The sequence below is a fragment of the Stappia sp. ES.058 genome (assembly GCF_900105595.1).
Lineage (GTDB): Bacteria > Pseudomonadota > Alphaproteobacteria > Rhizobiales > Stappiaceae > Stappia.
In genome coordinates this window covers 579,039-602,734 of sequence record NZ_LT629784.1, presented here as the reverse complement: position 1 = coordinate 602,734, position 23,696 = coordinate 579,039, and the positions used below count along the sequence as shown (strand labels likewise).

The window sequence follows — 23,696 nt, the reverse complement described above, 5'->3', positions numbered from 1 at the left end:
AATTGTAAAAGGCAAGGAGACTTCCATGGCCGACGCATTGATTTTCGATCACGTCCGCACGCCGCGCGGGCGCGGCAAGAAGGACGGCGCTCTTTATGAAGTACCGGCCGTCCGGCTGGCGGCGCAGCCGCTGGAGGCGCTGCGCGCGAGAAACGATCTCGACACGAGGCTGGTCGACGACGTGGTGCTCGGATGTGTCGATCCCATCGGCGAGGCCGGCGGCGACATCGCCCGCGCGGCCGTCTTCGCTGCCGGCTATGACGCGAGCGTCCCCGGCATCCAGATCAACCGCTTCTGCGCCTCGGGCCTCGACGCGGTGAATTTCGGCGCCTCGCAGGTGATGAGCGGCCAGCACAACCTGGTGATCGCCGGCGGCGCGGAATCGATGAGCCGCATCGGCATCGGCGCCAGCGGCGGCGCGTGGCCGGTCGATCCGCAGGTCGCCCTGCCCTCCTACTTCATGCCGCAGGGCGTCTCCGCCGACCTGATCGCGACGAAATACGGCTTCTCGCGCGACGACGTCGACGCCTATGCGGTGGAAAGCCAGCAGCGGGCGGCCGCCGCCTGGGAAAAGGGCTATTTCGGCGCATCCGTGGTGCCGGTGCGCGACATCAACGGCCTGACGATCCTCGCCCGCGACGAGCACATGCGGTCGGACACCGACATGCAGTCGCTCGCCTCGCTAAACGCCTCCTTCGAGATCATGGGGTCGATGGGCGGTTTCGATGCCGTCGCGATCCAGGCGCATCCCGAGATCGAGCGCATCCGCCATGTGCATCACGCCGGCAATTCATCGGGCATCGTCGATGGCGCCGCCGCCATCCTGATCGGCAACCGCAAGGCCGGACGCAAGGCGGGGCTGAAGCCGCGCGCGCGGATCAAGGCCTTCGCCAACATCGGGTCGGATCCGGCGCTGATGCTGACCGGCCCGGTCGACGTGACCGAAAAGCTGCTGGCCTCGGCAAAGATGAAAATGTCGGATATCGATCTCTTCGAGATCAACGAGGCTTTCGCCTCGGTGGTACTGCGCTACCGGCAGGCGTTCGATCTCGATCCCGCGGTGGTCAACGTCAACGGCGGCGCGATCGCCATGGGCCATCCGCTGGGCGCGACTGGCGCGATGATTCTCGGAACCGTGCTCGACGAACTGGAGCGGCGCGACCTGAACACGGCACTCGTGACGCTGTGCATCGGCGCCGGCATGGGCACGGCGACGATCATCGAGCGGGTGTGAGTGCAATGATGTCCGGTCTTCGGGTGAATTCAGGAATGCCTTCAGGCGACCCGAACGCTCATCAAGTCGTCGACGGGAGGAAGGGCTGTGAGCGCGGGTCGGGCCAGATAATACCCCTGCGCGAGCGAAACGCCGGCGGCCCGAAGCACCGTAAGCTCCGCCTCTGTCTCGATACCCTCGGCGAGAACCGTGATGTCGAGTTGCCGGCAGATGCCCATGATGCCGGCGACGATCGCCTGACGCGCCGGGCTTGTATCGATGTCACGCACCAGATCCATGTCGATCTTGACGAGGTCGGGCTGGAAATTGGCGAGAAGCTTGAGACCGGCATAGCCGGCACCGAAATCGTCGATCGCTGTGATGAAGCCGCGGCGCCTGTATTCGGCGATGATGCCCTCGACATGCTTGGTGTCGATCATCGGCTCGTTTTCGGTGAATTCGAACATGATCCGGTCGAGCGCGAAACCGGCGCGGCCGGCGGCAAGCAGCGTGGTGCGAATGCAGGCGGCCGGATCGTAGACGGCGTTCGGCATGAAGTTGATCGACAGCCGTGTGGTGTCGTCGGGGAAAAGCCCGGCGGCCAGTTCGATCGCCTTCACCCGGCAGGCCTGGTCGAAACGATAGCGGTTTTCGGGCGTGACCTTCGACAGGATCTCGCAAGCGGACTGCCCGTCGAGACCGCGCACCAGCGCCTCGTAGCCCCAGACGCGCCCGGACCCCAGATCGACGATCGGCTGGAACGCCATCGTGAAATCGAAATCCAGCCGAACACCGTTTCGGCACCCTTCGCAAGAATCAGTCATGAGCCGCCCGAAAATTCATGTCCACGCCGGTTCCAGTTCTTGAAACTAGTCGTGGGAAATTGAAACTTTCTTACTCCGCCTCGTTTTCCATAACGGGCAGCACAACAACGTTCCGGCGGAATGGTGAGGAGACCGACGATGCCCAAGATCGACATTGACGCGATCCCGGCGAAGACGATGACCATCTATCCCGCGCCCTTCGCCGCGCTCACCGAGGGGCGAGCCAAACGGGCGCTGGGAAATGCCGGCGGCCTCGCCCGTTTCGGCGTCAACCTGACGCGACTGGCGCCGGGCGCGATTTCCTCTCTGAAACACTGGCACGAGAACGAGGACGAGTTCGTCTTCATCCTGGAGGGCGAGGCAACGCTGGTCGAAAACGACACGGAAACGCAGCTTTCCGCCGGCGAAGCGGCCACCTTCAAGGCCGGCAACGACGTCGCCCACCAACTCTTGAACCGATCCGCCTGCGACGTTGTCTATCTGGAAGTCGGCAGCCGCGCGGAAGAAGAGCACGCGCATTATCCCGATCACGACCTCGACTATCGGCGCGACGCGACCGGACACCATTTCACCCGCAAGGACGGCACGCCCTACTGAGCCCAGGAGGCCAAGATGGCTTACACGAATTTCTCGATCGAAACGCACGCCGACGGCATCGCCCTGATCACATGGGACATGCCGGGAAAGTCGATGAACGTCATCGATCTTGGCGTGATGGACGAGTTGGATGCGCTGATCGATGCGGTCGCCGGCGACGACAAGATCACCGGTGCGGTGATCACGTCCGGCAAGCCGGCGTTTTCCGGCGGCGCCGATCTCACCATGATGGAAGGGCTGCTCAGCGACTACCACGCCAAGCGCGCGAAAGACCCGGAAGGTGCGGCCCGGCTTCTGTTCGACGGCTCGCGGCGGCTGTCGCAGATCTTCCGCAAGCTGGAAACCTGCGGCAAACCCTTTGTCGCAGCGATCAACGGCACCTGCATGGGCGGAGCGACGGAGCTGGCGCTTGCCTGCCACGCGCGCGTGGCCGCCGAGGAGGACGCCTTCAAGATGGCGCTGCCGGAGGTCAAGGTCGGCCTCTTTCCGGGCGCCGGCGGCACGCAGCGCGTGATGCGAATGGCGGACGCGCAGCAGGGGCTGCAGTTCCTGCTGCAGGGCCGCACGCTCAACGCGGACAAGGCGAAGGCGCTGAAACTCATCGACGAGACCGCCCCGGCGAAGAAACTCGTCGCCACCGCGCTCAAGATGCTCAAGGCCGGCGTCGACCCGGTCAAACCTTGGGACAAGAAGGGCTTCAAGCTGCCGAACGGGCCGATCTACTCGCCCGCCGGCTTCCAGTTCTGGCCGGCGGCCAACGCGATCTATCGGCGCGAGACCCATGACAACTATCCGGGTGCGCGCGGCATCATGCAGTCGGTCTACGAGGGGCTGCAAATGCCGATGGACCAGGCGCTGACGGTGGAAAGCCGCTATTTCGCGCATGTGCTGCAGACGCCGGAAGCCGCCAGCATGATCCGCTCGCTGTTCGTCTCCATGCAGGAACTGAACAAGGGCGCGCGCCGGCCCGAAGGAATTAAACCCAACAAGATCAGGAAGGTCGGCATTCTGGGCGCGGGGTTCATGGGCGCGGGCATCGCCTATGTCTCCGCGCGCGCCGGCATCGACGTGGTGTTGATCGACCGCGAGCAGACCGCCGCCGACAAGGGCAAAGGCCATTCCGACGAGTTGATGACCAAGGCGATCAAGCGCGGCAAGGCGCAAGAGGGCGACAAGGAAAAGCTGCTTGCCCGCATCGAGGCGACCACCGACTACGAGCGGCTTGCCGATTGCGACCTGGTGATCGAGGCGGTGTTCGAGGAGCGCAGCATCAAGAAAGGCGTGACGGAACAGGCCGAAGCCGTGCTGAAGTCGCGGGCGATCTTTGCCTCCAACACCTCGACCCTGCCGATCACCTCGCTGGCGGAAGCCTCCAAACGGCCGAAAAACTTCATCGGCATCCATTTCTTCTCGCCGGTCGACAAGATGATGCTGGTGGAGGTGATCCTCGGCAAGAAGACCGGCGAGCGCGCGCTCGCCATGGCGCTCGACTATATCAAGGCGATCAAGAAGACGCCGATCGTGGTGAACGATTCGCGCGGCTTCTACACTTCGCGCGTCGTCATGACCTATATCCGCGAGGGGCTAATGATGCTGGCCGACGGCGTTCCCGCGGCGATGATCGAGACGGCGGGCCGCATGGCCGGCATGCCGGTCGGGCCGCTGTCGCTCGGCGACGAGGTGGCGCTGGATCTGGCGTGGAAGATCGTGTCTGCCACACGCACCGACCTCGGCGTCAAATACGTGGAAGGCCCCCTCGACAACATCCTGGAAGAAATGGTGGTCAAACGCGAGCGCTTCGGGCGCAAGAACGGCAAGGGCTTCTACGACTATCAGGGCCGGGAAAAGACCCTGTGGCCCGGCATCCCCGACGTAGTCGGCAAGCCCAAACCGGCGGAAAGCTTCAATCTGGACGAGATCAAGCAGCGCTTCCTGGTGATGCAGGCGCTGGAAACAGCGCGCATCTTCGAGGAAAACTGCCTGACGGACGTGCGCGAGGCGGATGTCGGCTCGATCCTGGGCTTCGGCTTCGCGCCCTTCACAGGCGGCACGATCTCCTACATCGACGGCATGGGCACGGCCCGCTTCGTCGACATCTGCCGCAGGTTCACCAAGAAGTGGGGACCACGCTTCAAGGCGAACCGGCTCTTGCGCGAGATGGCAAAGACCGATGCGCGCTTCTACGACCGCTTCGCACCGGATCGTCCGGCGGAAAAGGACGCCGCCTGAGCCTCCCGCCAAAGCCGAAACCACAAAGGGCGGCCGCGTGCCGCCCTTTGTCGTCGCAAAAACGGGAAACTGGAATTCCGCCCAACGCCGCCTGGCGTCAGTCCTTGCCGACCAGCAGCACGACCACGGCGCCGCCGGCATCGCGCAGAAGCAGTCTCTTGTCCATTCCGTCAACCTCGACGGCGCGGGGGAAATAGCGCAAGAAGCGTTGCTCGAGATCGCCGGAGGGGCCCGCGCAGGCCATCTTCGTCGCCATCACGCGTTCCGATACCGACAGCGCCCGCCCGGATTGCTCCAGCGTTCCGCGAAGCCGGTTGCAGCCGGCGGATGCGGCCCAGAGGCCGTGCCGGTCGATGACCACTTCCGTCTTGCGGACAAGGGCGGCGTCAAGATCGACCAGCGCGCCGTTGGCGGTCGCCAGTGCGGCAATCTGCCATTCCCCGGCGATCGACGGCTTGTCACCTTGCGCCGACAACGCCCCGCCCATTCCCAGGATGGCGAGCAGAACGACAAAGAGGCGAAAGGCGATGGCGCGGTGTCCTGCGAGAGTCATGCGAATAGCGGGTCCTTGGACTTCGGTCATGCACATCGGGGCGGGATCGCGATAACACAGCATTACGCTCCGTTTCTCAAGGGGTCTCCCAACCCAATGCGGCATAAGGAAGGCCGCCCGGGTCGGGCCGCAGCCACACACCGGCAAAGCGGTTGGCCTGACGCGGCCGAGCCCCTACATTCGCACCATCGCCAATCGGGGAAGCCCCGTGCAAGGACACCAGAGCGCCATCATGCCATCCAACCGGATCCGCGACACGCTCCTGCGCACCGGCGCCATCCGCGAGGACCGTCTGGAGGTTCTGGCAACCCGCACCCGCGATGTCGACCCTCTGACCGTCCACCGCGACCGCGTCAGCGGCGTGATCTTCATTGACGGCCACTATGCGGGCGATGCGGAATACCGCAGCGGCGCCTATCGCGACCGTGCCGAACCGACCGGCGCAACCCCGCCGCCCTCGCTTGAGGACATTGCAGACACAGAGCGCCGGCTGGCCGACCACCGCGCGTTCATCACTGGGCGCGACATCTGCGATTTCGGTTGCGGCGCAGGCTCCTTCCTCAAGGAAGCGGCACCGCTTGCCGGCAGCGCCTGCGGGATCGAACTGCAGGACGACCGCCGCGTCGCGCTCAATGCGTCCCGGATTGCCTGTCACGAAAGTCTGGACGACGCGCCGGGCAGCTTCGACACCGTCTTCCTGTTCCATGTGCTGGAGCATCTGCCGGACCCCGCCACGACGCTTGCCGAGATCCGGGATTGCCTGAAACCGGACGGCAAGGGCCGCATTGTCGTGGAGGTTCCGCATGCGCGCGACATGCTGATCGAGCCGCTCGGGTCGCGCGCCTTCCTCGCCTTCACGCTTTGGTCCCAGCACCTCGTTCTGCACACGCGCGAGTCCTTGCGTCTGTTCCTCGCCGACGCCGGCTTTCGCGACATCCAGATCGCGGGTGTGCAGCGCTACGGTCTTGCCAATCACCTCACCTGGCTTTCCAGGGGAGAGCCCGGCGGTCACCGCACGACGCTTGCCGCTTTCGAGACGCCAGCGCTCGGCGAGGCCTATGCGGATGCCCTGGCGCGCATCGACGCAACCGATACGCTGGTCGCGATCGCCAGCACCTGACCTGTCCCATTTCATGACGAACGCAAGGATGCCCTCTCAATGTCGAACCGCTCATTCTCCCGCTTCCTCGGAGACAGTCCCGGACGCGTGCTGATCAAGCTGATCTTCCTGTCCTTCGTGGTCGGCGTGCTGCTCTCGGCGCTCAACCTGCACCCGCTCGACCTGTTCGACGGGCTGATCGGCTTCATCGAGCGGCTCTGGAACATGGGCTTCGAGGCGCTCGGACGCTTGGGCAGTTATTTCGTGCTCGGCGCACTCGTGGTGATTCCGGTGTGGGTGGTGCTCAGGCTGCTGAGCCTTGGCCGCCGCGACTAGAAACGAAGCCGCTCAGGCGAACTCGGCCGCCACGCGGTGCAGCGTGGCGTGGCGGCGCGCCAGCCGGTCGATGTCGGCCAGATAGCCGCCGCCAAGCACGCCGGCGAGCGGAATGCCGGCCGCACGCACCGTACGGATGACGAAGCGGTCGCGCGCCTCAAGCCCTTCGTCGCTGAGCGACAGACGACCGAGCCGGTCATCTTCATGCGGATCGACGCCGGCGTTGAAGAACACGATGTCCGGCCGGTAGGAGGCGAGCGCCTGCGGCAGGCTGGCGGCGAGCACCTCCAGATAGGCGGCATCGCCCAGACCGTCCTCCAACGCGATATCAAGCGTCGAGGCGACTTTGCGAACCGGATAGTTGCGCCTTGCGTGCACCGAAAGGGTGAAGACGGCCGGGTCGTCGGTGAAGATCTGTGCCGTTCCGTCGCCCTGATGCACGTCGAGGTCGACGACCATCGCGCGCCGGATCGCGCCGTCGGCCATCAACAGACGGATGGCGACCGCGACATCGTTGAAAACGCAGAACCCCGCACCGTGGAGCTTGCGCGCGTGGTGGCTCCCGCCGGCCGTGTTGCAGGCAATACCATGCTCCAGCGCGAGATTTGCCGTCAGCACCGTTCCTGCCGTGGCGCAACGTGCGCGAAAGCCGACGGCCTCGCTCATCGGCAGGCCAATCTCGCGCGCGACCGGCGCCGGGACATTTGCCGAAAACACCTGGTCGACATAGGCCCGGTCATGCGCAAGCGCCACCCATGCGGCCGGCGCGGGCACAGGCTGATGAAAGCCGCCGGGCACAACGATTCCCTCTTCCACCAGAACCTCCGCGACACGGCGGAACTTGTTCATCGGAAACCGATGGTTCGCCGGGATCTCGGCGCAGAATGCGGGATGATGAACGACGGCAAGGGACATGAAACGCAAGACCTGACGCAAGGGTGAGTGCTGGCGGGAAAACCGCTTCCGGATATGGCGCGAGGCGGGCGGAGGGCAAGCACGCCAAAGTGCCTTTCGCTTCGCGCGACACTTGATTTCCACGGTAGAAAATCCGATATTGAGATCATGTATGATCCCCGTCGGACACGCTGAAAGGCCTCCGGCGGGGTTATTTTTTCGCGAGCCCGGAGCATCCGCACAGGTAGGCGGACAGGCAGGCGGGCTGATCCGACCGCGGGCCGAGCGCGTCGTCAGGGCCGAGCCATGCAGCCTCCCTCCCCCATTCGGGCCATCGCGTTTGTCGACGGGCAGAACCTTTTTCATTCCGCCAAGGCCAGCTTCGGGCATCGCTACCCCAACTACAACGTCAGGAAACTGGCAAAAGCGGTGTGCGAGGCCCAAGGCTGGGAGCTTGAGGCCGTGCGCTTCTACACCGGCGTTCCGGATGCAAAGGACAACGCCTTCTGGAACCACTTCTGGGTGGCAAAGGGTGCGCAGATGGGCCGCGAGGGCGTACATGTTCACACCCGCGCGCTGCGCTACCGCACAAAGACGGTGCGCCTGCCCGATGGCAAGAAGCACAGCTTCGTTGTCGGCGACGAGAAGGGCATAGACATCCGCATTGCCCTCGACGTCATTCGCCTTGCCCAGGACAAGGCCTATGATGTCGCGCTGGTCTTCTCCCAGGATCAGGACCTTTCCGAAGCCGCCATCGAGCTTAGGAGAATCGCAAGCGAGCAGAACCGCTGGATCAAGATCGCCTCCGCCTTTCCCGAAAACCCCCGCCACAAAACGCGCGGCATCGAGCAGACCGACTGGCTGCCGATTTCCCGCGAAGTCTATGACGCCTGTCTGGATCCGCGCGACTACCGCCCCAAGACATAGCCGAAGGCGCGCAGACCCGCCGAAGGTGCGTGAGCTTTGCAGCACCTCCGGCGGGCGCGGGGGCGGTGCGCATCGCCCGTCTATGCGGCCACTTCGGACTTCTGCCGCGACTGGCCGCCGAGCCCGCGATAGAGCGCATCAAGCTGTTCCACGGTGACCGTGGTCTGCGGCAGACCCGCCGCCACATCCGCGACAACGCCGGCCGCGTCGCTCAACAGGGTCTCGCCCGCCGGCGCCAGTTTGGCGAGACTCTGACGCGCGTCGCGGTCGCTCTTTTCCGTCGTCACGAAGCCGAGCTTTTCCAGCGGCTTCAAGGCGCGCGTTACCGCGGAAGGGGTCAGCCCCACCGCACGCGCAAGATCGACGCGGGTGGCGCGTGCCTGCGGAAACGCCGAGAGGCTGCGCAACAGCCGGTATTCGCCCAGACTGACACCACGGACGGCGGACAGGGATCGGTCGAACCGCTTTTCCAAGAGGCTCGCAACATCCATGAGGGAAAACGCAAGCGTTTCCATGAATTTTACTCCTATACGTGATTTATAACGGATCATTGCGCGATATATACGTGAGCACTCACGTATTTACAAGGAGCAATCCCGGACGGTCAGCCACCGGATGTGCTGCGGCACATTCGCCACACAACCGATCCCCCGCGCCGTTGCGGCAGATGCCGATCACGGGCAAAAGCGTGAGAGTTTCCGATTGCGTGCGTGCGTGTGACAGGTAGCCTTCGGCGTGCGACGGGTCTTCGTCGCGATTCTTCGATCGTCCCCGCCCTCATTCCCGCCGTCCGAAAGCCATCTCCCGTGCGTGCCAGTGCCGCCATTCGCCCCTTCGACGTGACCAACCGTACGGTGCTCGCCATCGCGGTGCCGATGACGCTCGCCTATCTGTCGACGCCGCTGCTCGGTCTGGTCGATACCGCCGTCATCGGGCAGTTGGGCGATGCGGCGCTGCTCGGCGGCATTGCGCTCGGCGGCATCCTGTTCGATCTGGTGTTCGCCAGTTTCAATTTCCTGCGCTCGGGCACCACCGGCCTGACGGCGCAGGCGGTGGGCGCGGGAGATGGAAAGGAAGAACGCGCGGTGCTGTTTCGCGCCGGCCTTCTGGCGCTGGCGCTCGGGCTTTGCGTGGTGGCGCTGCAGGTGCCGATCCTCTCCGCCGGCCTGTGGCTGATGGGCGGCAGCGAAGAGGTGAAGACGGCAACCGCCAGCTATTTCACCGTGCGCACGCTCTCCGCGCCGGTCGCGCTCCTGAACTACGCGTTTCTCGGCTGGTTCATCGGACGCGGCCAGTCGATGACCGCGCTTTTGCTGCAAACCGGCCTGAACGGCCTCAACATCGCGCTCTCCGTCTGGTTCGTGCTCTATCTCGACTGGGGGGTGGCCGGCGTCGCCGGCGCGACCGTGCTGAGCGAACTGGCGACGGCGGTCGCAGGCGCGCTGCTCGCCGCGCGTGCGCTCGGCGGCCGGGCCTGGCCGTCGCGCGCGCGGATCTTCAACCCGGCCCGCTTCAAGCGCATGGTCGCGCTCAACCGCGACATTCTCGTGCGCTCCTTCGCGCTGATTTTCGCCTTCGCCTTCTTCGCCTCACGCTCCGCCGTGCAGGGCGACACGATCCTGGCCGCCAATGCGATCCTGGAAAAATTCTTCATGATCTCCGGCTTTTTCCTCGACGGGCTTGCAACAGCGGCCGAACAGCTCGCCGGCAAGGCGGTGGGCGCACGCTACCGGCCCGCCTTCGACAAGACCGTGCGGCTGAGCATCCTGTGGGGCTTCGTCCTGGCGCTCCTGGCCGCGCTGATCTTTTTCGCGGGCGGACAGGCGCTGATCGACTTCATGACGACGGCAGAAGACGTGCGCACTGTTGCCGCGATCTATCTGCCCTGGGCGGCGGCGATGCCACTGCTTGGCGTGCTCGCCTTCCAGATGGACGGCGTCTTCATCGGCGCCACCTGGTCGCGCGACATGCGCAACATGATGCTTGTGTCGCTGGCGCTGTTTCTTGCCGCCTATTGGGTGCTCTTCCCGCTCTTCGGAAACCACGGCCTTTGGCTGGCGTTCTCGCTGTTTATTGCCGCACGCGGATTCACGCTGCTGGCTATCTCGAAAAAGCGCGCGGCCGAGACCTTTCCAGCAAGCAACTGAAGAAATCCATCAGCGCAGGCAGTCGAGGATCTCCGCCTCGTCAATCAGACCGATGGCCGCGCCGGCCTCCTCGACCACCAGCGTGCCGCTTCCCTGGCGCTTGAGTGCGATCACCTCACGCACCGGCGTTTTCGGCGCGCAGCGCGCAGCGTCCACCGCCGGCGCATCACCGTTCAGCGGCCGCATGATGTCGCGGGCCCGCAACACGCCGAGCGGGTTCATATGGGCCACGAATTCGGCGACGTAATCGGTCGCGGGCTTGCGCACAATCTCCTGCGGAGTGCCGAGCTGGATCACCCGCCCGCCTTCCATTATGGCGATGCGCGAGCCGATCTTGGCGGCCTCGTCCAGATCGTGGCTGACGAAGACGATGGTCTTGCCGAGCTTGTCCTGAAGCGCCAGAAGCTCGTCCTGCAAATGGTCGCGGATCAGCGGATCGAGCGCGGAAAACGGCTCGTCCATCAGGAGAACCGGCGCATCGGTGGCAAAGGCGCGCGCCAGACCGACACGCTGCTGCATGCCGCCGGAGAGCTCATGCACGAACTTGTCGCCCCATTGCTCCAGTCCGACGAGTTCCAGCTGGGCGTCGACCTTTTCCTTGCGCGCTTTGGTCCCCATGCCGGACAGCTCCAGCCCGAAGCCGACATTGTCGCGCACGCTGCGCCAGGGCAGCAGGGCGAACTGCTGGAACACCATGGCGATGCGGCTGCGCCTCAGTGCCCTGAGCTCCTGCGGCGAACAGGCGGACGGATTGACGGCATGATCGCCGTTCTGCACCCAGACCTCGCCGCGCGTCACCTTGTTCAGGCCGTTGACCGCGCGCAGCAGCGTCGACTTGCCCGACCCCGACAGGCCCATCAGCACGATGAGCTCGCCCTCGCGAATGTCGAAGCTCGCGCCCGCGACCCCGAGGATCTGGCCGGTCTGTTCCTGGATATCCACCCGCGACACGCCCTGGTCCACCAGCGGCAGTGCGGTTTCCGGCCTGTCGCCGAAGACGATGTCGACGTCCTTGAAGGTTACGACTGCCGCGCTCATTGGCCATGCCCCTTTTCATCCCGGCGGAAGAACCGATCCAGCACGATGGCCACAAGCACGATGGCAATGCCGACCTCGAAGCCCTTGGCGATATTGACCGTATTGAGCGCGCGAAGCGTCGGCAAGCCAAGCCCGTCCGCGCCGACAAGCGCTGCGATCACCACCATGGAGAGCGACAACATGATCGTCTGGGTCAGGCCCGCCATGATCTGCGGCAGCGCATAGGGAAGCTCCACCTTCCACAGGAGTTGCGACTTCGTGGCGCCAAAGGCCTCGCCGGCCTCCAGCAGTTGCGTCGGTGTCGAGGAAACGCCGAGCTGGGTCAGCCGAATGGGCGCGGGAATGGCGAAGATGACGGTCGCGATCAGGCCCGGCACCATGCCGAGTCCGAAAAGGATCAGCGCCGGGATCAGATAGACGAAGGTGGGGATCGTCTGCATCAGGTCCAGCACCGGGCGCATGGCGGCAAAAAGCGCCGGCCGATGCGCGGCGGCGACGCCCAGCGGCACGCCGATGATCATGCACACGCTCGTTGCCGCGATCACCAGCGACAGGGTTTCCGTGGTTTCTTCCCAATAGCCCTGGTTGATGATGAAAAGCAGGCTCAGGCCGACAAAGAGCGCGAAGGAGAGCTTGCGGCGCACCGCATAGGCGAGCATCGCGGCTATCGCGACGACGACCAGCGGATGCGGAGTCTGCAGGAGCCAGAGGATCGCATCGATCAGCGTTTCCAGGTCCGCCGAGATCCCGTCGAAGATCCAGTAGGCATTGTCCGTGAGCCAGTCGACCAGTGTCTGCGCCCAGTTTCCAATGGGCAGTTTGTGTTCTGTCAGCCACTCCACTGCGTGTCTTGCCCCCGCTTTTCGTGCTTGCCGGTTGTGCCGCCGCGATGGAATGCCGTCATCAGCGGCATGCCGTCACGAACCTGCGAACGTTCGTATCGGAAAAACCGGGGCGCGGGCCTCCTGCGGTCCACGCCCCGGTTCGGTTCTCAGCCTGGCGATGCCAGACGGATCAAAGCCCGAGCGCGCCCTTGACGGCCGGCATCGCTTCGCTGCCGTCGAAGGTGGTCACGCCGTCGAGCCAGGCATCGAGAACGCCCGGGTTCTCCTTCAGCCATGCGGTGGCCGCCTTGTCCGGATCGGTGCCGTCGTTGAGAATGGCGCCCATGATCTCGTTTTCCATTTCCAGCGAGAAGACGAGATTGTCGAGCAGCTTGCCGACGTTGGGGCAGTCGTCGCCATAACCGGCGCGGACGTTGGTGTAGACGGTGGCGCCGCCATAGTTCGGGCCGAACACATCGTCGCCACCGGCGAGATACTCCATCTCGATGTTGGCGTTCATCGGATGCGGCGCCCAGCCGAGGAAGACGACGTCCTCGTCGCGCTTGGTCGCACGGGCGACCTGCGACAGCATGCCGGCTTCCGAGCTTTCCACGATCTGGAAGCCCTCGAGACCGAACTGGTCGCCCTCGATCATGTCGATGATCAGGCGGTTGCCGTCATTGCCGGCCTCGATGCCGTAGATCTTGCCGTCGAGCTCGTCCTGAAATTTCGCGATGTCGGCGAAGGACTTGAGACCCTTGTCATAGGTGTATTTCGGAACCGCGAGCGTGTATTTCGCGCCCTCGAGATTCGCGCGCACGGTCTCCACGGAGCCGTCCTCGCGATAGGCCTTGATGTCGGCTTCCATCGTCGGCATCCAGTTGCCGAGGAAGACGTCGATGTCCTTGTTCTTCAGCGAGGCGTAGGTCACCGGCACGGAGAGGATCTTGATCTCGCTCTCGTAGCCAAGCGCATCGAGCACCACGGAAGTCGCCGCTGTCGTTGCCGTGATGTCGGTCCAGCCAACGTCGGAGAAGCGCACGGCCTTGCAGGCGTCGGCCTCGGCGGCGAAGGCGCCACCGGCCGTCAGGCCAAGGGCAAGGGTTGCCGCGCCAAGGCGCAAAGCGAATGTGTTCATCTGGTTCTGTCCTCCATTTGTTGCCCGGAAAAAGAGCGCCGGGCCCCATGATAATGTGTCAGCGGCGCGGACCCGATATGCCTGGCGGCACCGGCGATCGTCTGCGACCCGCAGCCCCGGACCGGGTTCGCCGTCCGGTCAAGTCTGGTCAGGGCCGCTTGCGCAGCGGTCCGCTCGCGTGGGCGCATCAAAGCACTTTTGACCCTGTCGCGCAAATGCTCGCACGTTTCTCGTTTTTTTGTTGATTGAACGATCAATCAAAATTACTCCTTGCTGTCCAAGGGCAAAGCGCGCCCGACAGGAGACGGATCCGTTCATGCCGCGCATCGGAATGGAAGTGCACCGGCGCAAGGCGCTGATAGACGCCACGGTGGAGACAATCCACGTGCGTGGATTCGGCGATGCGACGATGGCGGAGATCGCCCGTCGCGCCGGGGTCTCGGGCGGGCTGGCGCATCACTATTTCGGCTCCAAGGCCGGATTGCTGAACGCCACCATGCGTTCGCTGCTGCTCGACCTTTCCAGGGAGACAACAGCGCGAATGGCGAAGGCGGTGGGACCGCGCGCGCGGCTGTCGGCGATGATCGGCGCAAGTTTCGCCCCGACACAGTTTCAGCCGGCATTGATCTCGGCCTGGCTCGCCTTCTACCTGCAGGCGCGCACCGACACCGAGACCCGCCGCCTGCTGCGCATCTATCACCGGCGCCTGGTCTCGAACCTGGCCCATGCCTTTGCCGCGCTTCTGCCCGGCGACCGCGCCCGCAATGCGGCGGAGGGAACCGCCGCGCTCATCGACGGCTTGTGGCTGCAACGGGTCTTCGCAGACGGCCCGCCGCAGCCGCGCTCGGCCATTCGCCGCGTCGAGGACTATGTGGAACGCCAACTCACGGACTGACCAATGCTTGAGGCAACGCATATCGTGATCGGTGCCGGATCCGCCGGCGCCGCCCTCGCCTATCGGCTTTCGGAAGACCCGGATACGCGCGTTCTGATTCTTGAGGCGGGCGGTAGCGACGTCGGCCCGTTCATCCAGATGCCGGCCGCGCTCAGCTATCCGATGAACATGAGCCGCTACGACTGGGGCTTTTCCAGCGATCCGGAACCGCATCTGGGCGGACGTCGCCTCGCCACGCCGCGTGGCAAGGTCATCGGCGGGTCCTCATCGATCAACGGCATGGTCTATGTGCGCGGTCACGCCCGCGATTTCGACACCTGGGCCGAAATAGGCGCGCAAGGCTGGTCCTATGCCGACGTCGCCCCCTACTTTGAGCGCATGGAGACCTCGCACGGGGGCGAAAGCGGCATGCGCGGCACCTCCGGCCCGATGCATGTCACGCGCGGCACCAAATGGAGCCCGCTCTACGATGCCTTCATCAAAGCCGGCCACCAGGCCGGCTACGAGACAACGCCGGACTACAACGGACTGAAGCAGGAAGGCTTTGCCGACATGGAGATGACCGTGTGGCGCGGCCGCCGCTGGTCGACGGCGAACGCCTATCTGAAGCCGGCGATGAAACGCGAGAATGTACGCCTGCTCACCGGCGTCAACGCCCGTCGCGTCGTCATGGAAAACGGCCGCGCGACCGGCGTGGAGTTCACGCGCGGAAACGGGATCGAGACGGCTCATGCCTCGGCGGAAGTGATCGTTTCGGCGTCCGCGATCAACTCGCCGCGCCTTTTGATGCTGTCGGGAATCGGCGACGGCGAGGCATTGCAAAACCTCGGGATCGAAACGCTCTCGCATCGGCCGGGCGTGGGGCAGAACCTGCAGGACCATCTGGAACTCTACATCCAGCAGACCTGCACCCAGCCGATCACACTCTACAAGCACTGGAACCTCGTTTCCAAGGCTCTGATCGGCGCGCAGTGGCTGTTCACCGGAACGGGTCTCGGCGCCTCGAACCATTTCGAAGCTTGTGCCTTCATCCGGTCGCGCGCCGGCATCGAGTATCCCGACATCCAGTATCATTTCCTGCCCTTCGCCGTGCGCTACGACGGCAAGGCGGCGGCCGAGGGTCACGGCTTCCAGGCGCATGTCGGGCCGATGCGCTCCAAGTCGCGCGGCCGCGTGGCGCTGACCTCCGCCGATCCGGACACCGATCCCTCGATCCTGTTCAACTACATGTCGCATCCCGACGACTGGGACGAGTTCCGCACCGCCATCCGCCTGACCCGCGAGATCTTCGGCCAGGCGGCCTTCGCGCCCTTCCGCGGGCATGAGATCCAGCCGGGCGAAAGCGCACAGAGCGATGCCGATCTCGACGATTTCATCCGCGAGCACGCCGAAAGCGCCTATCATCCTTGCGGCACCTGCCGGATGGGGAATGCCGACGACCCGCAAGCCGTGGTCGACCCGCAGGGCAAGGTGATCGGAGTGGAGGGCCTGCGGGTGGCCGACAGCTCGATCTTCCCGCAGATCACCAACGGCAATCTCAACGGACCGTCGATCATGGTGGGCGAGAAGATCGCCGACCATATCCTTGGTCGCACGCCGCTGCCGGCCAGCAACCGGCAGCCGTGGATCCACCCCGATTGGCAAACGTCGCAGCGCTGACGCGCGACACCTGCCCCGCGACACCCGAAAGGAGACGCCCATGCGTGCCCAACCCGCAGCCTCCCATTTCATCAACGGCAAGCCGTTTGAGGACGCCGCAGGCACCCTGCTGGAAAGCCGCTATCCGGCAACCGGCGAGGTGATCGCCCGGCTCAATGCCGCGACCCCGGAAACGGTCAATGCCGCCGTCGCCGCTGCGCGCAGCGGCTTCAAGGTCTGGGCCGCGACGCCGCCGGTGGAACGCGGCCGCGTGCTGCGGCGCGCCGCCGACATCCTGCGCGAGCGCAACCGCGCGCTTTCGGAACTGGAAACACTCGACACCGGCAAGCCCTTGCAGGAAACGCTGGTGGCGGATGCGGCCTCCGGCGCGGACTGCCTGGAATACTACGGCGGACTGGCGGCGACGCTGACCGGCGAGCACATCGATCTTGGCGGCTCCTTCGCCTACACCCGCCGCGAGCCGCTCGGCGTCGTCGGTGCCATCGGCGCCTGGAACTACCCGATGCAAATCGCCTGCTGGAAGGCGGCGCCCGCGCTCGCCTGCGGCAATGCGGTGGTGTTCAAGCCCTCCGAGGTCACGCCGCTCTCAGCCCTCAAGCTCGCCGAGGTCTTCAAGGAAGCCGGACTGCCCGACGGGGTCTTCAACGTGGTGCAGGGCTTCGGCGAGACCGGCGCGCATCTCGTCTCCCACCCCGATGTCGCCAAGGTGTCGCTGACGGGATCGGTCCCGACCGGCAAGCGGATCGCGGCAACGGCGGCCGAAACGCTCAAGCAGGTGACGCTGGAACTGGGCGGCAAGTCGCCGCTGATCGTCTTCGACGATGCGGATCTGGAAAACGCCGTCTCGGCAGCCATCAACGCCAACTTCTATTCCAGCGGACAGATCTGCTCCAACGGCACCCGCGTCTTCGTGCAAAAGGGCGTCAAGGAGGCCTTCCTCGCCCGGCTCGCCGAGCGCACGGCAAACGCGCGAATGGGCGATCCGATGGACGAGAGCGTCGACACCGGTCCGCTGGTCTCGGCATCGCAGCTCGACAAGGTGATGGCCTATATCGACAAGGGCGTCGAAGAAGGGGCGCGGCTGGTGTGCGGCGGCAATCGGGCGACCGTCGACGGCCTCCCCGACGGGCTCTTCGTCGAACCGACCGTTTTCGCCGATGTCGTCGATCACATGACGATCGCGCGCGAGGAGATTTTCGGCCCCGTGATGTGCGTGCTCGACTTCGAAGCCGAGGAAGAAGCCATTGCCCGCGCCAATGCGACGGAATTCGGCCTCGCCGCCGGCGTCTTCACCCGCGACCTCAAGCGCGGCCACCGGGTGATCGCAGCCCTTCAGGCCGGCATCTGCTGGATCAACACCTACAATCTGACACCGGCGGAAGTGCCCTTCGGCGGCTACAAGATGTCCGGAATCGGCCGCGAGAACGGCCATGCGGCGATCGCCCACTACAGCCAGATCAAGTCGGTCTATGTGGAGATGGGCGACGTCGAAAGCGCCTATTAGGCCCGCTTCCATCCCGTCTGGGGCCGGGCGCCTCTCACACGTCGCCATCCGGATCGATCCGCGCCCAGGCGTCGGTGTTTGTGCCGACAGCCTCGCTCAGCGATGAAAGCCCGTGACGGTCGAGGCATTGCGACAAATGCCGCAGGATATTCGGCACCAGTCCCGGCCCCTCGTAGACCATCCCGGTGTAGATCTGAATCAGGTTGGCGCCGGCGGTGATCTTGGTCCAGGCGGTCTCGCCGCTGTCAATGCCGCCGACCCCGATGATCGGAAGCTCCGGGCCGACCCGCTGGCGCATGCGGGCAAGCGCAACGGTCGCCCGGCGAAACAGGGGCCGCCCCGACAGCCCCCCGGCCTGTTCCGCTCCCGCGCGGTCCGTCAGCCCGTTGCGGGCGAGCGTGGTGTTCGACACGATCAGCCCGTCGACGCGCGCCGCGAGCACTTCGGCCGCGACATCGTCGAGCTCCGCTTCGTCGACATCCGGCGCGATCTTGAGAAAGACCGGCACCGCGCGTCCATGCCGAACGGCAGCCAGATCGCGTGCCTCCATCACCCTTGAGAGAAGCTCGGAAAGAGCCGCACGCGCTTGCAGGTCCCGCAGGCCCGGCGTGTTCGGCGAGGAAATATTGACGGTGAAAAACGACGCAAGGTCGGCGAAGGCCTCGATGCCGGCGGTGTAGTCGGCAATGCGGTCCCCCGTATCCTTGTTGGCGCCGACATTCACCCCGACGATGCCGACACGATGGGCGCGCGCCTCAAGCCGGACGCGCACGGCCGCGTGGCCGTCGTTGTTGAAACCCAGACGATTGACCACGCCCCTGTCCGCCACAAGGCGAAAGACGCGCGGCTTCGGGTTGCCCGCCTGCGGGCGCGGCGTCACCGTGCCGGCCTCGGCAAAGCCGAACCCGAGACGCAGAAGCGCGTCCGGAACCTCGCCGTTCTTGTCGAAACCGGCAGCCATGCCGAGCGGATTGGGAAAGCTCAGATCGCCGATCCGGACGTTCAGCCGCGCGTCCTGCGGTGCCCGGCAGGCCGGCATCGCTCCGGAGGCCAGCGCCTTGACCGTCAGGCCATGCGCGGCTTCCGCATCCAGCGTGAAAAGCGCACGGCGGGCCGCGCCGCCGATGAGATCGCGCAGCATTACAGGCCCTCCGGGAAGCGGTGCACGCCATCATCGCCGAGCGACAGCGGCTTTGCCCAGACGACAGCGGACATCGGAAGATCCGCGTAAAGATGCGGGAACAGCGCGCCGCCGCGCGACGGCTCCCACTTGAGCGCATCGCCGAGCGCGTCGGTCTCGACCGCGATCAGGAGCAGGTCCGCCTGACCGTGGAAATGTTTCGCCGCCGTCTCGCGCAACTGACTGGCTGCGGAAAAGTGGATAAACCCGTCGGCAAGATCGACAGGCGCACCCGTATGGACGCCAGCGGCCTCCGCATCACGCCAGGCATTCGCGGGAGAGATCTTGTAAATCAGGGGCATGACCGACGTACCTTTTCAGCGAATGCGGTTTACTCCCGCCCGCAATAAAGCCGGCCCGCCCGCAAGACAAGGGAAAGCGCACGCCCCGGGGTGGCACTTCGGCCGCTTTAGGAATATATACCGTAGCGGGGATATCCGTGCCGGGAACACGCGGCACGAAGGTGCCAGCAGGAGACGGGGCCGCAAGATGCTGTCGCATGAAAGCGTATGGACCGCCATCGACCGTCTGGCCAGCGGCCATGGGCTGTCCGCCTCGGGTCTCGCGCGGCGCGCGGGACTGGATCCGACGACCTTCAATCCGTCCAAACGCACCGCGCCGGACGGGCGTCCGCGCTGGCCGTCGATGGAATCGGTGTCCAAGATCCTCGCCGCGACCGGTGCCAGCTTTTCGGAGTTCGTCGACCTCCTCGACCACCCTGCGGATCGCTTGCCAATCCCGTCCGACCTCCGGCGCGCCAGCGACATCTTGCCCTTGCCGGGCGACATGTCCAACGCCGATCCGCTTGCCCACGGCGCCAGCGGCTTTTTCCACGATGGCGGCTACCCGGAGCAAACCGACTGGCCGGCCGCAGGCCCCGACGTGCCCGCGCGCGACACCGCCATCCGCGTCTCCGGCGATGCCTTGCTGCCGCTCTACCGCGATGGCGACATCGTCGTCGTCTCGCCGGCCGCCCGCATTCGCAAGGGCGACCGGGTGATGCTGCGCCTGGCGGACGGCGCGTTGCTCGCCCATGTCTTCGAACGGCGCACCAGCGCCCGCATCCACGTGCGCTCGTTGCTGGAGGATCGGGAGATCGTGAGTTTCTCCCAACCGGACGTCGACTGGGTGGCGCGGATCATCTGGGCAAGCCAGTGAGCCGGGCCTCGTCCTGGCGCATGCGGATCGGCGCGATGGGGTTGGGCCTTGCCCTTGTTGCCATCGCCGGCGCCTGGCTGATGGATGGCGATCTGCCGGCGGGCGATCCCTTGCAAGACAACAAGGCGACGACACCAAGCCCCACGCCCCTCCCGGAAACGAATGCAACAACTGGCCGGTCAGCCCCGCCTGATCCGCTTCCGCCGGCTCCGATGCCGCAGTCCATCCGCAATGTGACAACGGCGGACATTCTGCCGCCACCACCCGTGACAGGGCCCTTGAAACGTGTCGAGGCCCGACTGCCGGAGCAGCCGAAGATTGAAGTTCCCGATGAACTCACCTTCCGCCGCCCCCTGGTGGTCGACGCCGGCACATTGCGCCACAAGACCCTGACCATCCGGCTGGCCGGCCTCGACGCGCCAAAGGTCTCCGAGACCTGCCCCTCGCGGCTTGGGGGATCCTGGCCCTGCGGCCGACGCGCGCGCACCGCGCTTCGCGCTTTCGTTCGCCGGCGGGCCGTCACCTGCGACCAGGTGTCGGAAATCGCGAGCGGTCTGGTCGCGGCACAATGCCGGCGCCAGGATACGGATTTGAGCGAATGGATGATCGCCCAGGGGTGGGCACGGCCTGAACCGGACGCCGCCGCCTCTTTACATGAGGCAAGCAAGGCCGCGCGCGCGAAGCGCAAGGGCATCTGGCAGCTCGACTGGCGGGGAGATCTGGACCGGCCAGGTGCGACCGCGAGCGATGCCCCTTCGCCATCACGTCCCGGGGATGGATCGCGACCGGCCGCGGACCCCGGCGACGCCTCGCTCGAGGGGCTTCTGGGCGACGTGGAGATCGTCGACACGCCGTGGCACCCGCAGAGCGGCGATGCTGCAGACGGGCAGTCTCCGGACACGCGACAGGACGCGCAAGATGCGTTGACGCGCTGACAGCTCAGTCGCCGGCGTGCATGTGGCTGGCCAGATGTGTCGCCCAGCCGCGGAAACCGGCTTCCGACGGGTGGATGCCGTCATCGCAAAAAGCCTCGGGCACGAGACCGCGCATTGCCGGGATCGCGGTTGCGCCACGCTCGCGGCACAGGCATGCCCCGACCGGATCGAGGATCGACATGCGCAGCTTGAGGATCGCAGCGAGATGCGCGGGCAGGCCGGGGACATCGGCCGGATCGAGCGTGCGCGACCAATAAAGCCGGCTTTCGGGAAACCGCGCCTTGACGGCGTAGATCAGCCCGCCGAACTCCTTCAGGAACCGCCGACGCGCGTGATAGTTCTTCATGTCGTTGAAGCCGACCGACAGAAGCACATGCGTGTAGGGCACCGGTTCCAGATTGTGGACGACGTGATCGCGCAACATGCCGGCGGTGGCGGAATTGAACCCCGCCGCCCGCCAGTCCACCGGCCGCCCGGTCTTTTCGCAAAGCGCCTCGGCCAGACGGGGCGCAAGGCCGTGCTCCTGCCGCTTCAAACCGACCCCGGCGGCCGAGGAATCGCCCAGAACCAGAAGCCTGAGCGGGCGGCCCGCATCATCTCCGACCCGCCCGGACACCGGGCCCGGCGGCGGTGGATGGCGATGGGTGCGGGCACGCACCCGCGTGCCCTCGACCGCATAGAGCGGCAAGGCAAGCCAACTCAGGAGCGAGGTGAACGCACCCATGCCAATCCCCTTTGATGCCACCGGGCTGTCCGATCGGGATCAGGCGGCCGACAATTCGCCCGACAGGGCCTTGGCGATCAGCGCCCGCGTCTCGCCGATCCCATAGAGAGCGACGAACGACCCGAAGCGCGGCCCGCGCTCCTGCCCCAGCAGCAGCTTGTAGAGCGCGGAGAACCAGGCAACCGAAACGCCCGGCCCGCCGTCGGGGCTCTTCTTTTTCGGATCCTGATAGCGTTCGATCCCGCGCGCGACATCGAGGACCGCGTCCTGGATGGCCGCAGCGTCCGCATCCGCCGGCAGGGCCGCGAGCTTTTCATCGAGCGCGGCAAGGGCGGTTCGTTCCGTCTCGTCGGGGATGTGAAAGGTCTTGGCCGGCTTGACGAAATCCTCGAAGTAACGGATCGCGTAGCCCACCAGTTCGTCGAGCTTGGGATGGGTCGTGGCCGTGACCCCCGGCGCATAGCGCGAGATGAAGGCCCACAAGACGTCCTTGTTGACCGCATTGGATGCGGACACCAGGTTGAGCAGCATCGAGAAGGGCACCGGCAGGTCGACGGCCGGCGGATTTCCGGAATGAATGTGCCAGACGGGGTTTCCGAGTTGCTGCTCGAGCGGCATCTCCGGGTACTTCTGCGCGAAGGTGAAATACTCGTCGACGGTCTTCGGGATGATGTCGAAGTAGAGCTTCTTTGCGGTCTTCGGCTTGGAATACATGTACAGCGACAGGCTTTCCGGCGAGGCATAAGCCAGCCAGTCGTCGATGGTCAGGCCGTTGCCCTTCGACTTGGAGATCTTCTGGCCGTTTTCATCGAGGAAGAGCTCGTAGTTGAAGCCTTCCGGCGGCGGACCGCCCAGCACCTTGCAGATCTTCGACGACAGCATGACGCTGTCGATCAGGTCCTTGCCCGCCATCTCGTAATCGACGCCGAGCGCGAACCAACGCAGCGCCCAATCGGCCTTCCACTGGCACTTGACGCGACCGCCGGTCACCGGCGTCTCGACCTTCTCGCCCGTCTCCGGATCGATATAGACGATGGTGCCCCTGGCGACATTTCGCTCCACGGTCGGAACCTGAAGCACGGTACCGGTGCGCGGGCACACCGGCAGGAACGGCGAATAGGTTTCCTGACGCTCGGGGCCAAGTGTCGGAAGGATGATGTCCTTGATCTTGTCGTAGACGGCGAGCATGCGCAAAAGCGCATCGTCGAACCGGCCCGAGGTGTAATAGTCGGTCGCGGAGGCGAACTCGTATTCGAAGCCGAACCGGTCAAGGAAGGCGCGAAGCCGAGCATTGTTGTGATGCGCGAAGCTTGGGTGACCGGCATCGAAAGGATCGGGCACGCGCGTCAACGGCTGGCCGATGTAGCGCTGCATCGCCTCGCGGTTCGGGACGTTCTCCGGCACCTTGCGCAAACCGTCCATGTCGTCCGAGAAGCACAGAAGGCGCGTCGGCACGGTGTCTTCCGTCAGCAGGCGGAAGGCGGTGCGTACCATGGTGGTGCGGGCAACCTCGCCAAAGGTGCCGATATGCGGCAAGCCGGACGGGCCATAGCCGGTCTCAAACAACACCGGACGGTCGGCGCCGCGCGCCTCGACCCGTTTCAGCAGCTTTCGCGCCTCCTCGAACGGCCAGGCTTTGGAAGCCATGGCCGCGTCTCTCATGGAGGGGGAGAGGTCAAGCGTCGGCAGCGAAACTGAGGTCATGATCGGACCATTGTTGTTGAAGGGTGGATAGACGGCCGCTTCCCGGTGAAGGTGCGTGGAAACGGAGGCCGGACACTACTGGATGCGCCGCACAAACGGAACAGGGTCGCGGCAAAAA

The 23,696-nt window shown here is 65.3% G+C and carries 23 protein-coding genes; 12 read left to right on the top strand and 11 right to left on the bottom strand.

Going from position 1 to position 23,696, the window contains the following annotated elements:
* Window positions 1-25: 25 nt before the first annotated feature.
* A complete protein-coding gene (locus BLU32_RS02850) occupies window positions 26-1,234 on the top strand; it encodes an acetyl-CoA C-acetyltransferase (RefSeq protein ID WP_093804902.1) in 1,209 nt (402 codons plus the stop codon).
* Window positions 1,235-1,275: 41 nt separating this feature from the next.
* On the opposite strand, the gene BLU32_RS02845 is transcribed toward BLU32_RS02850, so the two are convergent.
* Window positions 1,276-2,037, bottom strand: a complete 762-nt coding sequence (locus tag BLU32_RS02845) for an EAL domain-containing protein (RefSeq protein ID WP_093804901.1) — start codon at window positions 2,035-2,037, stop codon at window positions 1,276-1,278.
* A 138-nt stretch (window positions 2,038-2,175) separates the two neighbouring features.
* Here BLU32_RS02845 and BLU32_RS02840 point away from each other — a divergent pair, with 138 nt between their 5' ends.
* Together BLU32_RS02840 and BLU32_RS02835 are read left to right on the top strand one after the other, a co-directional pair.
* Window positions 2,176-2,634: a cupin domain-containing protein gene (locus BLU32_RS02840; protein WP_093804900.1), complete on the top strand. Its 459-nt coding sequence runs from the start codon at window positions 2,176-2,178 to the stop codon at window positions 2,632-2,634.
* A gap of 15 nt (window positions 2,635-2,649) precedes the next feature.
* On the top strand, window positions 2,650-4,863 hold the full coding sequence (locus tag BLU32_RS02835) for a 3-hydroxyacyl-CoA dehydrogenase NAD-binding domain-containing protein (RefSeq protein ID WP_093804899.1): 2,214 nt from the start codon (window positions 2,650-2,652) through the stop codon (window positions 4,861-4,863).
* A 97-nt stretch (window positions 4,864-4,960) separates the two neighbouring features.
* Here the strand turns inward: BLU32_RS02835 and BLU32_RS02830 are convergent, their stop codons facing one another.
* A complete protein-coding gene (locus tag BLU32_RS02830) occupies window positions 4,961-5,416 on the bottom strand; it encodes an META domain-containing protein (RefSeq protein WP_157727468.1) in 456 nt (151 codons plus the stop codon).
* 232 nt (window positions 5,417-5,648) lie between these two features.
* Here BLU32_RS02830 and BLU32_RS02825 point away from each other — a divergent pair, with 232 nt between their 5' ends.
* Both BLU32_RS02825 and BLU32_RS02820 read left to right on the top strand, forming a co-directional pair.
* On the top strand, window positions 5,649-6,536 hold the full coding sequence (locus BLU32_RS02825) for a class I SAM-dependent methyltransferase (RefSeq protein WP_093804897.1): 888 nt from the start codon (window positions 5,649-5,651) through the stop codon (window positions 6,534-6,536).
* 39 nt (window positions 6,537-6,575) lie between these two features.
* Window positions 6,576-6,851 (top strand): DUF6460 domain-containing protein, encoded by a 276-nt coding sequence (locus tag BLU32_RS02820; RefSeq protein WP_093804896.1) that lies wholly within the window; start codon window positions 6,576-6,578, stop codon window positions 6,849-6,851.
* Window positions 6,852-6,863: 12 nt separating this feature from the next.
* Here the strand turns inward: BLU32_RS02820 and BLU32_RS02815 are convergent, their stop codons facing one another.
* The gene (locus BLU32_RS02815) at window positions 6,864-7,766 is read right to left on the bottom strand and encodes a histone deacetylase (protein WP_093810493.1); all 903 of its coding nucleotides are present in this window, start codon (window positions 7,764-7,766) and stop codon (window positions 6,864-6,866) included.
* Window positions 7,767-8,051: 285 nt separating this feature from the next.
* Here BLU32_RS02815 and BLU32_RS02810 point away from each other — a divergent pair, with 285 nt between their 5' ends.
* A complete protein-coding gene (locus tag BLU32_RS02810) occupies window positions 8,052-8,672 on the top strand; it encodes an NYN domain-containing protein (protein WP_093804895.1) in 621 nt (206 codons plus the stop codon).
* Between the two features lie 80 nt (window positions 8,673-8,752).
* Here BLU32_RS02810 and BLU32_RS02805 read toward each other — a convergent pair whose 3' ends face one another.
* On the bottom strand, window positions 8,753-9,187 hold the full coding sequence (locus BLU32_RS02805) for a MarR family winged helix-turn-helix transcriptional regulator (RefSeq protein ID WP_157727467.1): 435 nt from the start codon (window positions 9,185-9,187) through the stop codon (window positions 8,753-8,755).
* Between the two features lie 291 nt (window positions 9,188-9,478).
* Between BLU32_RS02805 and BLU32_RS02800 the strand changes: the two genes are divergently transcribed.
* Complete coding sequence (locus tag BLU32_RS02800; RefSeq protein WP_244501782.1) at window positions 9,479-10,819, top strand: MATE family efflux transporter; 1,341 nt, start codon at window positions 9,479-9,481, stop codon at window positions 10,817-10,819.
* A 9-nt stretch (window positions 10,820-10,828) separates the two neighbouring features.
* Here BLU32_RS02800 and choV read toward each other — a convergent pair whose 3' ends face one another.
* The 3 genes from choV to BLU32_RS02785 form a co-directional block, all read right to left on the bottom strand.
* Window positions 10,829-11,857 carry a choline ABC transporter ATP-binding protein gene (gene choV / locus BLU32_RS02795; protein WP_093804893.1) on the bottom strand — a complete coding sequence of 343 codons (1,029 nt, stop codon included), beginning with the start codon at window positions 11,855-11,857 and terminating at the stop codon, window positions 10,829-10,831.
* Window positions 11,854-12,699 carry a choline ABC transporter permease subunit gene (choW, locus tag BLU32_RS02790; RefSeq protein ID WP_093804892.1) on the bottom strand — a complete coding sequence of 282 codons (846 nt, stop codon included), beginning with the start codon at window positions 12,697-12,699 and terminating at the stop codon, window positions 11,854-11,856. Before choW ends, choV begins: the two co-directional genes overlap by 4 nt.
* A 172-nt stretch (window positions 12,700-12,871) precedes the next feature.
* Window positions 12,872-13,819 carry a choline ABC transporter substrate-binding protein gene (locus tag BLU32_RS02785; RefSeq protein WP_093804891.1) on the bottom strand — a complete coding sequence of 316 codons (948 nt, stop codon included), beginning with the start codon at window positions 13,817-13,819 and terminating at the stop codon, window positions 12,872-12,874.
* A gap of 316 nt (window positions 13,820-14,135) precedes the next feature.
* Between BLU32_RS02785 and betI the strand changes: the two genes are divergently transcribed.
* The 3 genes from betI to betB are packed head-to-tail and all read left to right on the top strand — an operon-like array spanning window position 14,136 to window position 17,877.
* Window positions 14,136-14,714 carry a transcriptional regulator BetI gene (betI, locus tag BLU32_RS02780; RefSeq protein WP_093804890.1) on the top strand — a complete coding sequence of 193 codons (579 nt, stop codon included), beginning with the start codon at window positions 14,136-14,138 and terminating at the stop codon, window positions 14,712-14,714.
* A 3-nt stretch (window positions 14,715-14,717) separates the two neighbouring features.
* A complete protein-coding gene (gene betA / locus BLU32_RS02775) occupies window positions 14,718-16,373 on the top strand; it encodes a choline dehydrogenase (protein WP_093804889.1) in 1,656 nt (551 codons plus the stop codon).
* A 40-nt stretch (window positions 16,374-16,413) separates the two neighbouring features.
* Window positions 16,414-17,877 carry a betaine-aldehyde dehydrogenase gene (gene betB, locus BLU32_RS02770; protein ID WP_093804888.1) on the top strand — a complete coding sequence of 488 codons (1,464 nt, stop codon included), beginning with the start codon at window positions 16,414-16,416 and terminating at the stop codon, window positions 17,875-17,877.
* 34 nt (window positions 17,878-17,911) lie between these two features.
* Here betB and BLU32_RS02765 read toward each other — a convergent pair whose 3' ends face one another.
* Both BLU32_RS02765 and BLU32_RS02760 read right to left on the bottom strand, forming a co-directional pair.
* On the bottom strand, window positions 17,912-19,015 hold the full coding sequence (locus BLU32_RS02765) for a quinone-dependent dihydroorotate dehydrogenase (RefSeq protein ID WP_371326966.1): 1,104 nt from the start codon (window positions 19,013-19,015) through the stop codon (window positions 17,912-17,914).
* 2 nt (window positions 19,016-19,017) lie between these two features.
* Complete coding sequence (locus BLU32_RS02760; RefSeq protein ID WP_093804886.1) at window positions 19,018-19,359, bottom strand: DUF952 domain-containing protein; 342 nt, start codon at window positions 19,357-19,359, stop codon at window positions 19,018-19,020.
* A 187-nt stretch (window positions 19,360-19,546) separates the two neighbouring features.
* Here BLU32_RS02760 and BLU32_RS02755 point away from each other — a divergent pair, with 187 nt between their 5' ends.
* Both BLU32_RS02755 and BLU32_RS02750 read left to right on the top strand, forming a co-directional pair.
* Window positions 19,547-20,215, top strand: a complete 669-nt coding sequence (locus tag BLU32_RS02755) for a helix-turn-helix transcriptional regulator (protein ID WP_093804885.1) — start codon at window positions 19,547-19,549, stop codon at window positions 20,213-20,215.
* A complete protein-coding gene (locus BLU32_RS02750; protein ID WP_157727466.1) occupies window positions 20,212-21,150 on the top strand; it encodes a thermonuclease family protein in 939 nt (312 codons plus the stop codon). The genes BLU32_RS02755 and BLU32_RS02750 overlap by 4 nt, the downstream gene beginning before the upstream one ends.
* Window positions 21,151-21,154: 4 nt before the next feature.
* Here BLU32_RS02750 and BLU32_RS02745 read toward each other — a convergent pair whose 3' ends face one another.
* Complete coding sequence (locus BLU32_RS02745) at window positions 21,155-21,874, bottom strand: SGNH/GDSL hydrolase family protein (protein WP_093804883.1); 720 nt, start codon at window positions 21,872-21,874, stop codon at window positions 21,155-21,157.
* Between the two features lie 39 nt (window positions 21,875-21,913).
* Entirely contained in the window at window positions 21,914-23,578 is a 1,665-nt protein-coding gene (locus BLU32_RS02740; protein WP_093804882.1) for a lysine--tRNA ligase, read from the bottom strand.
* Between the last annotated feature and the right edge of the window lie 118 nt (window positions 23,579-23,696).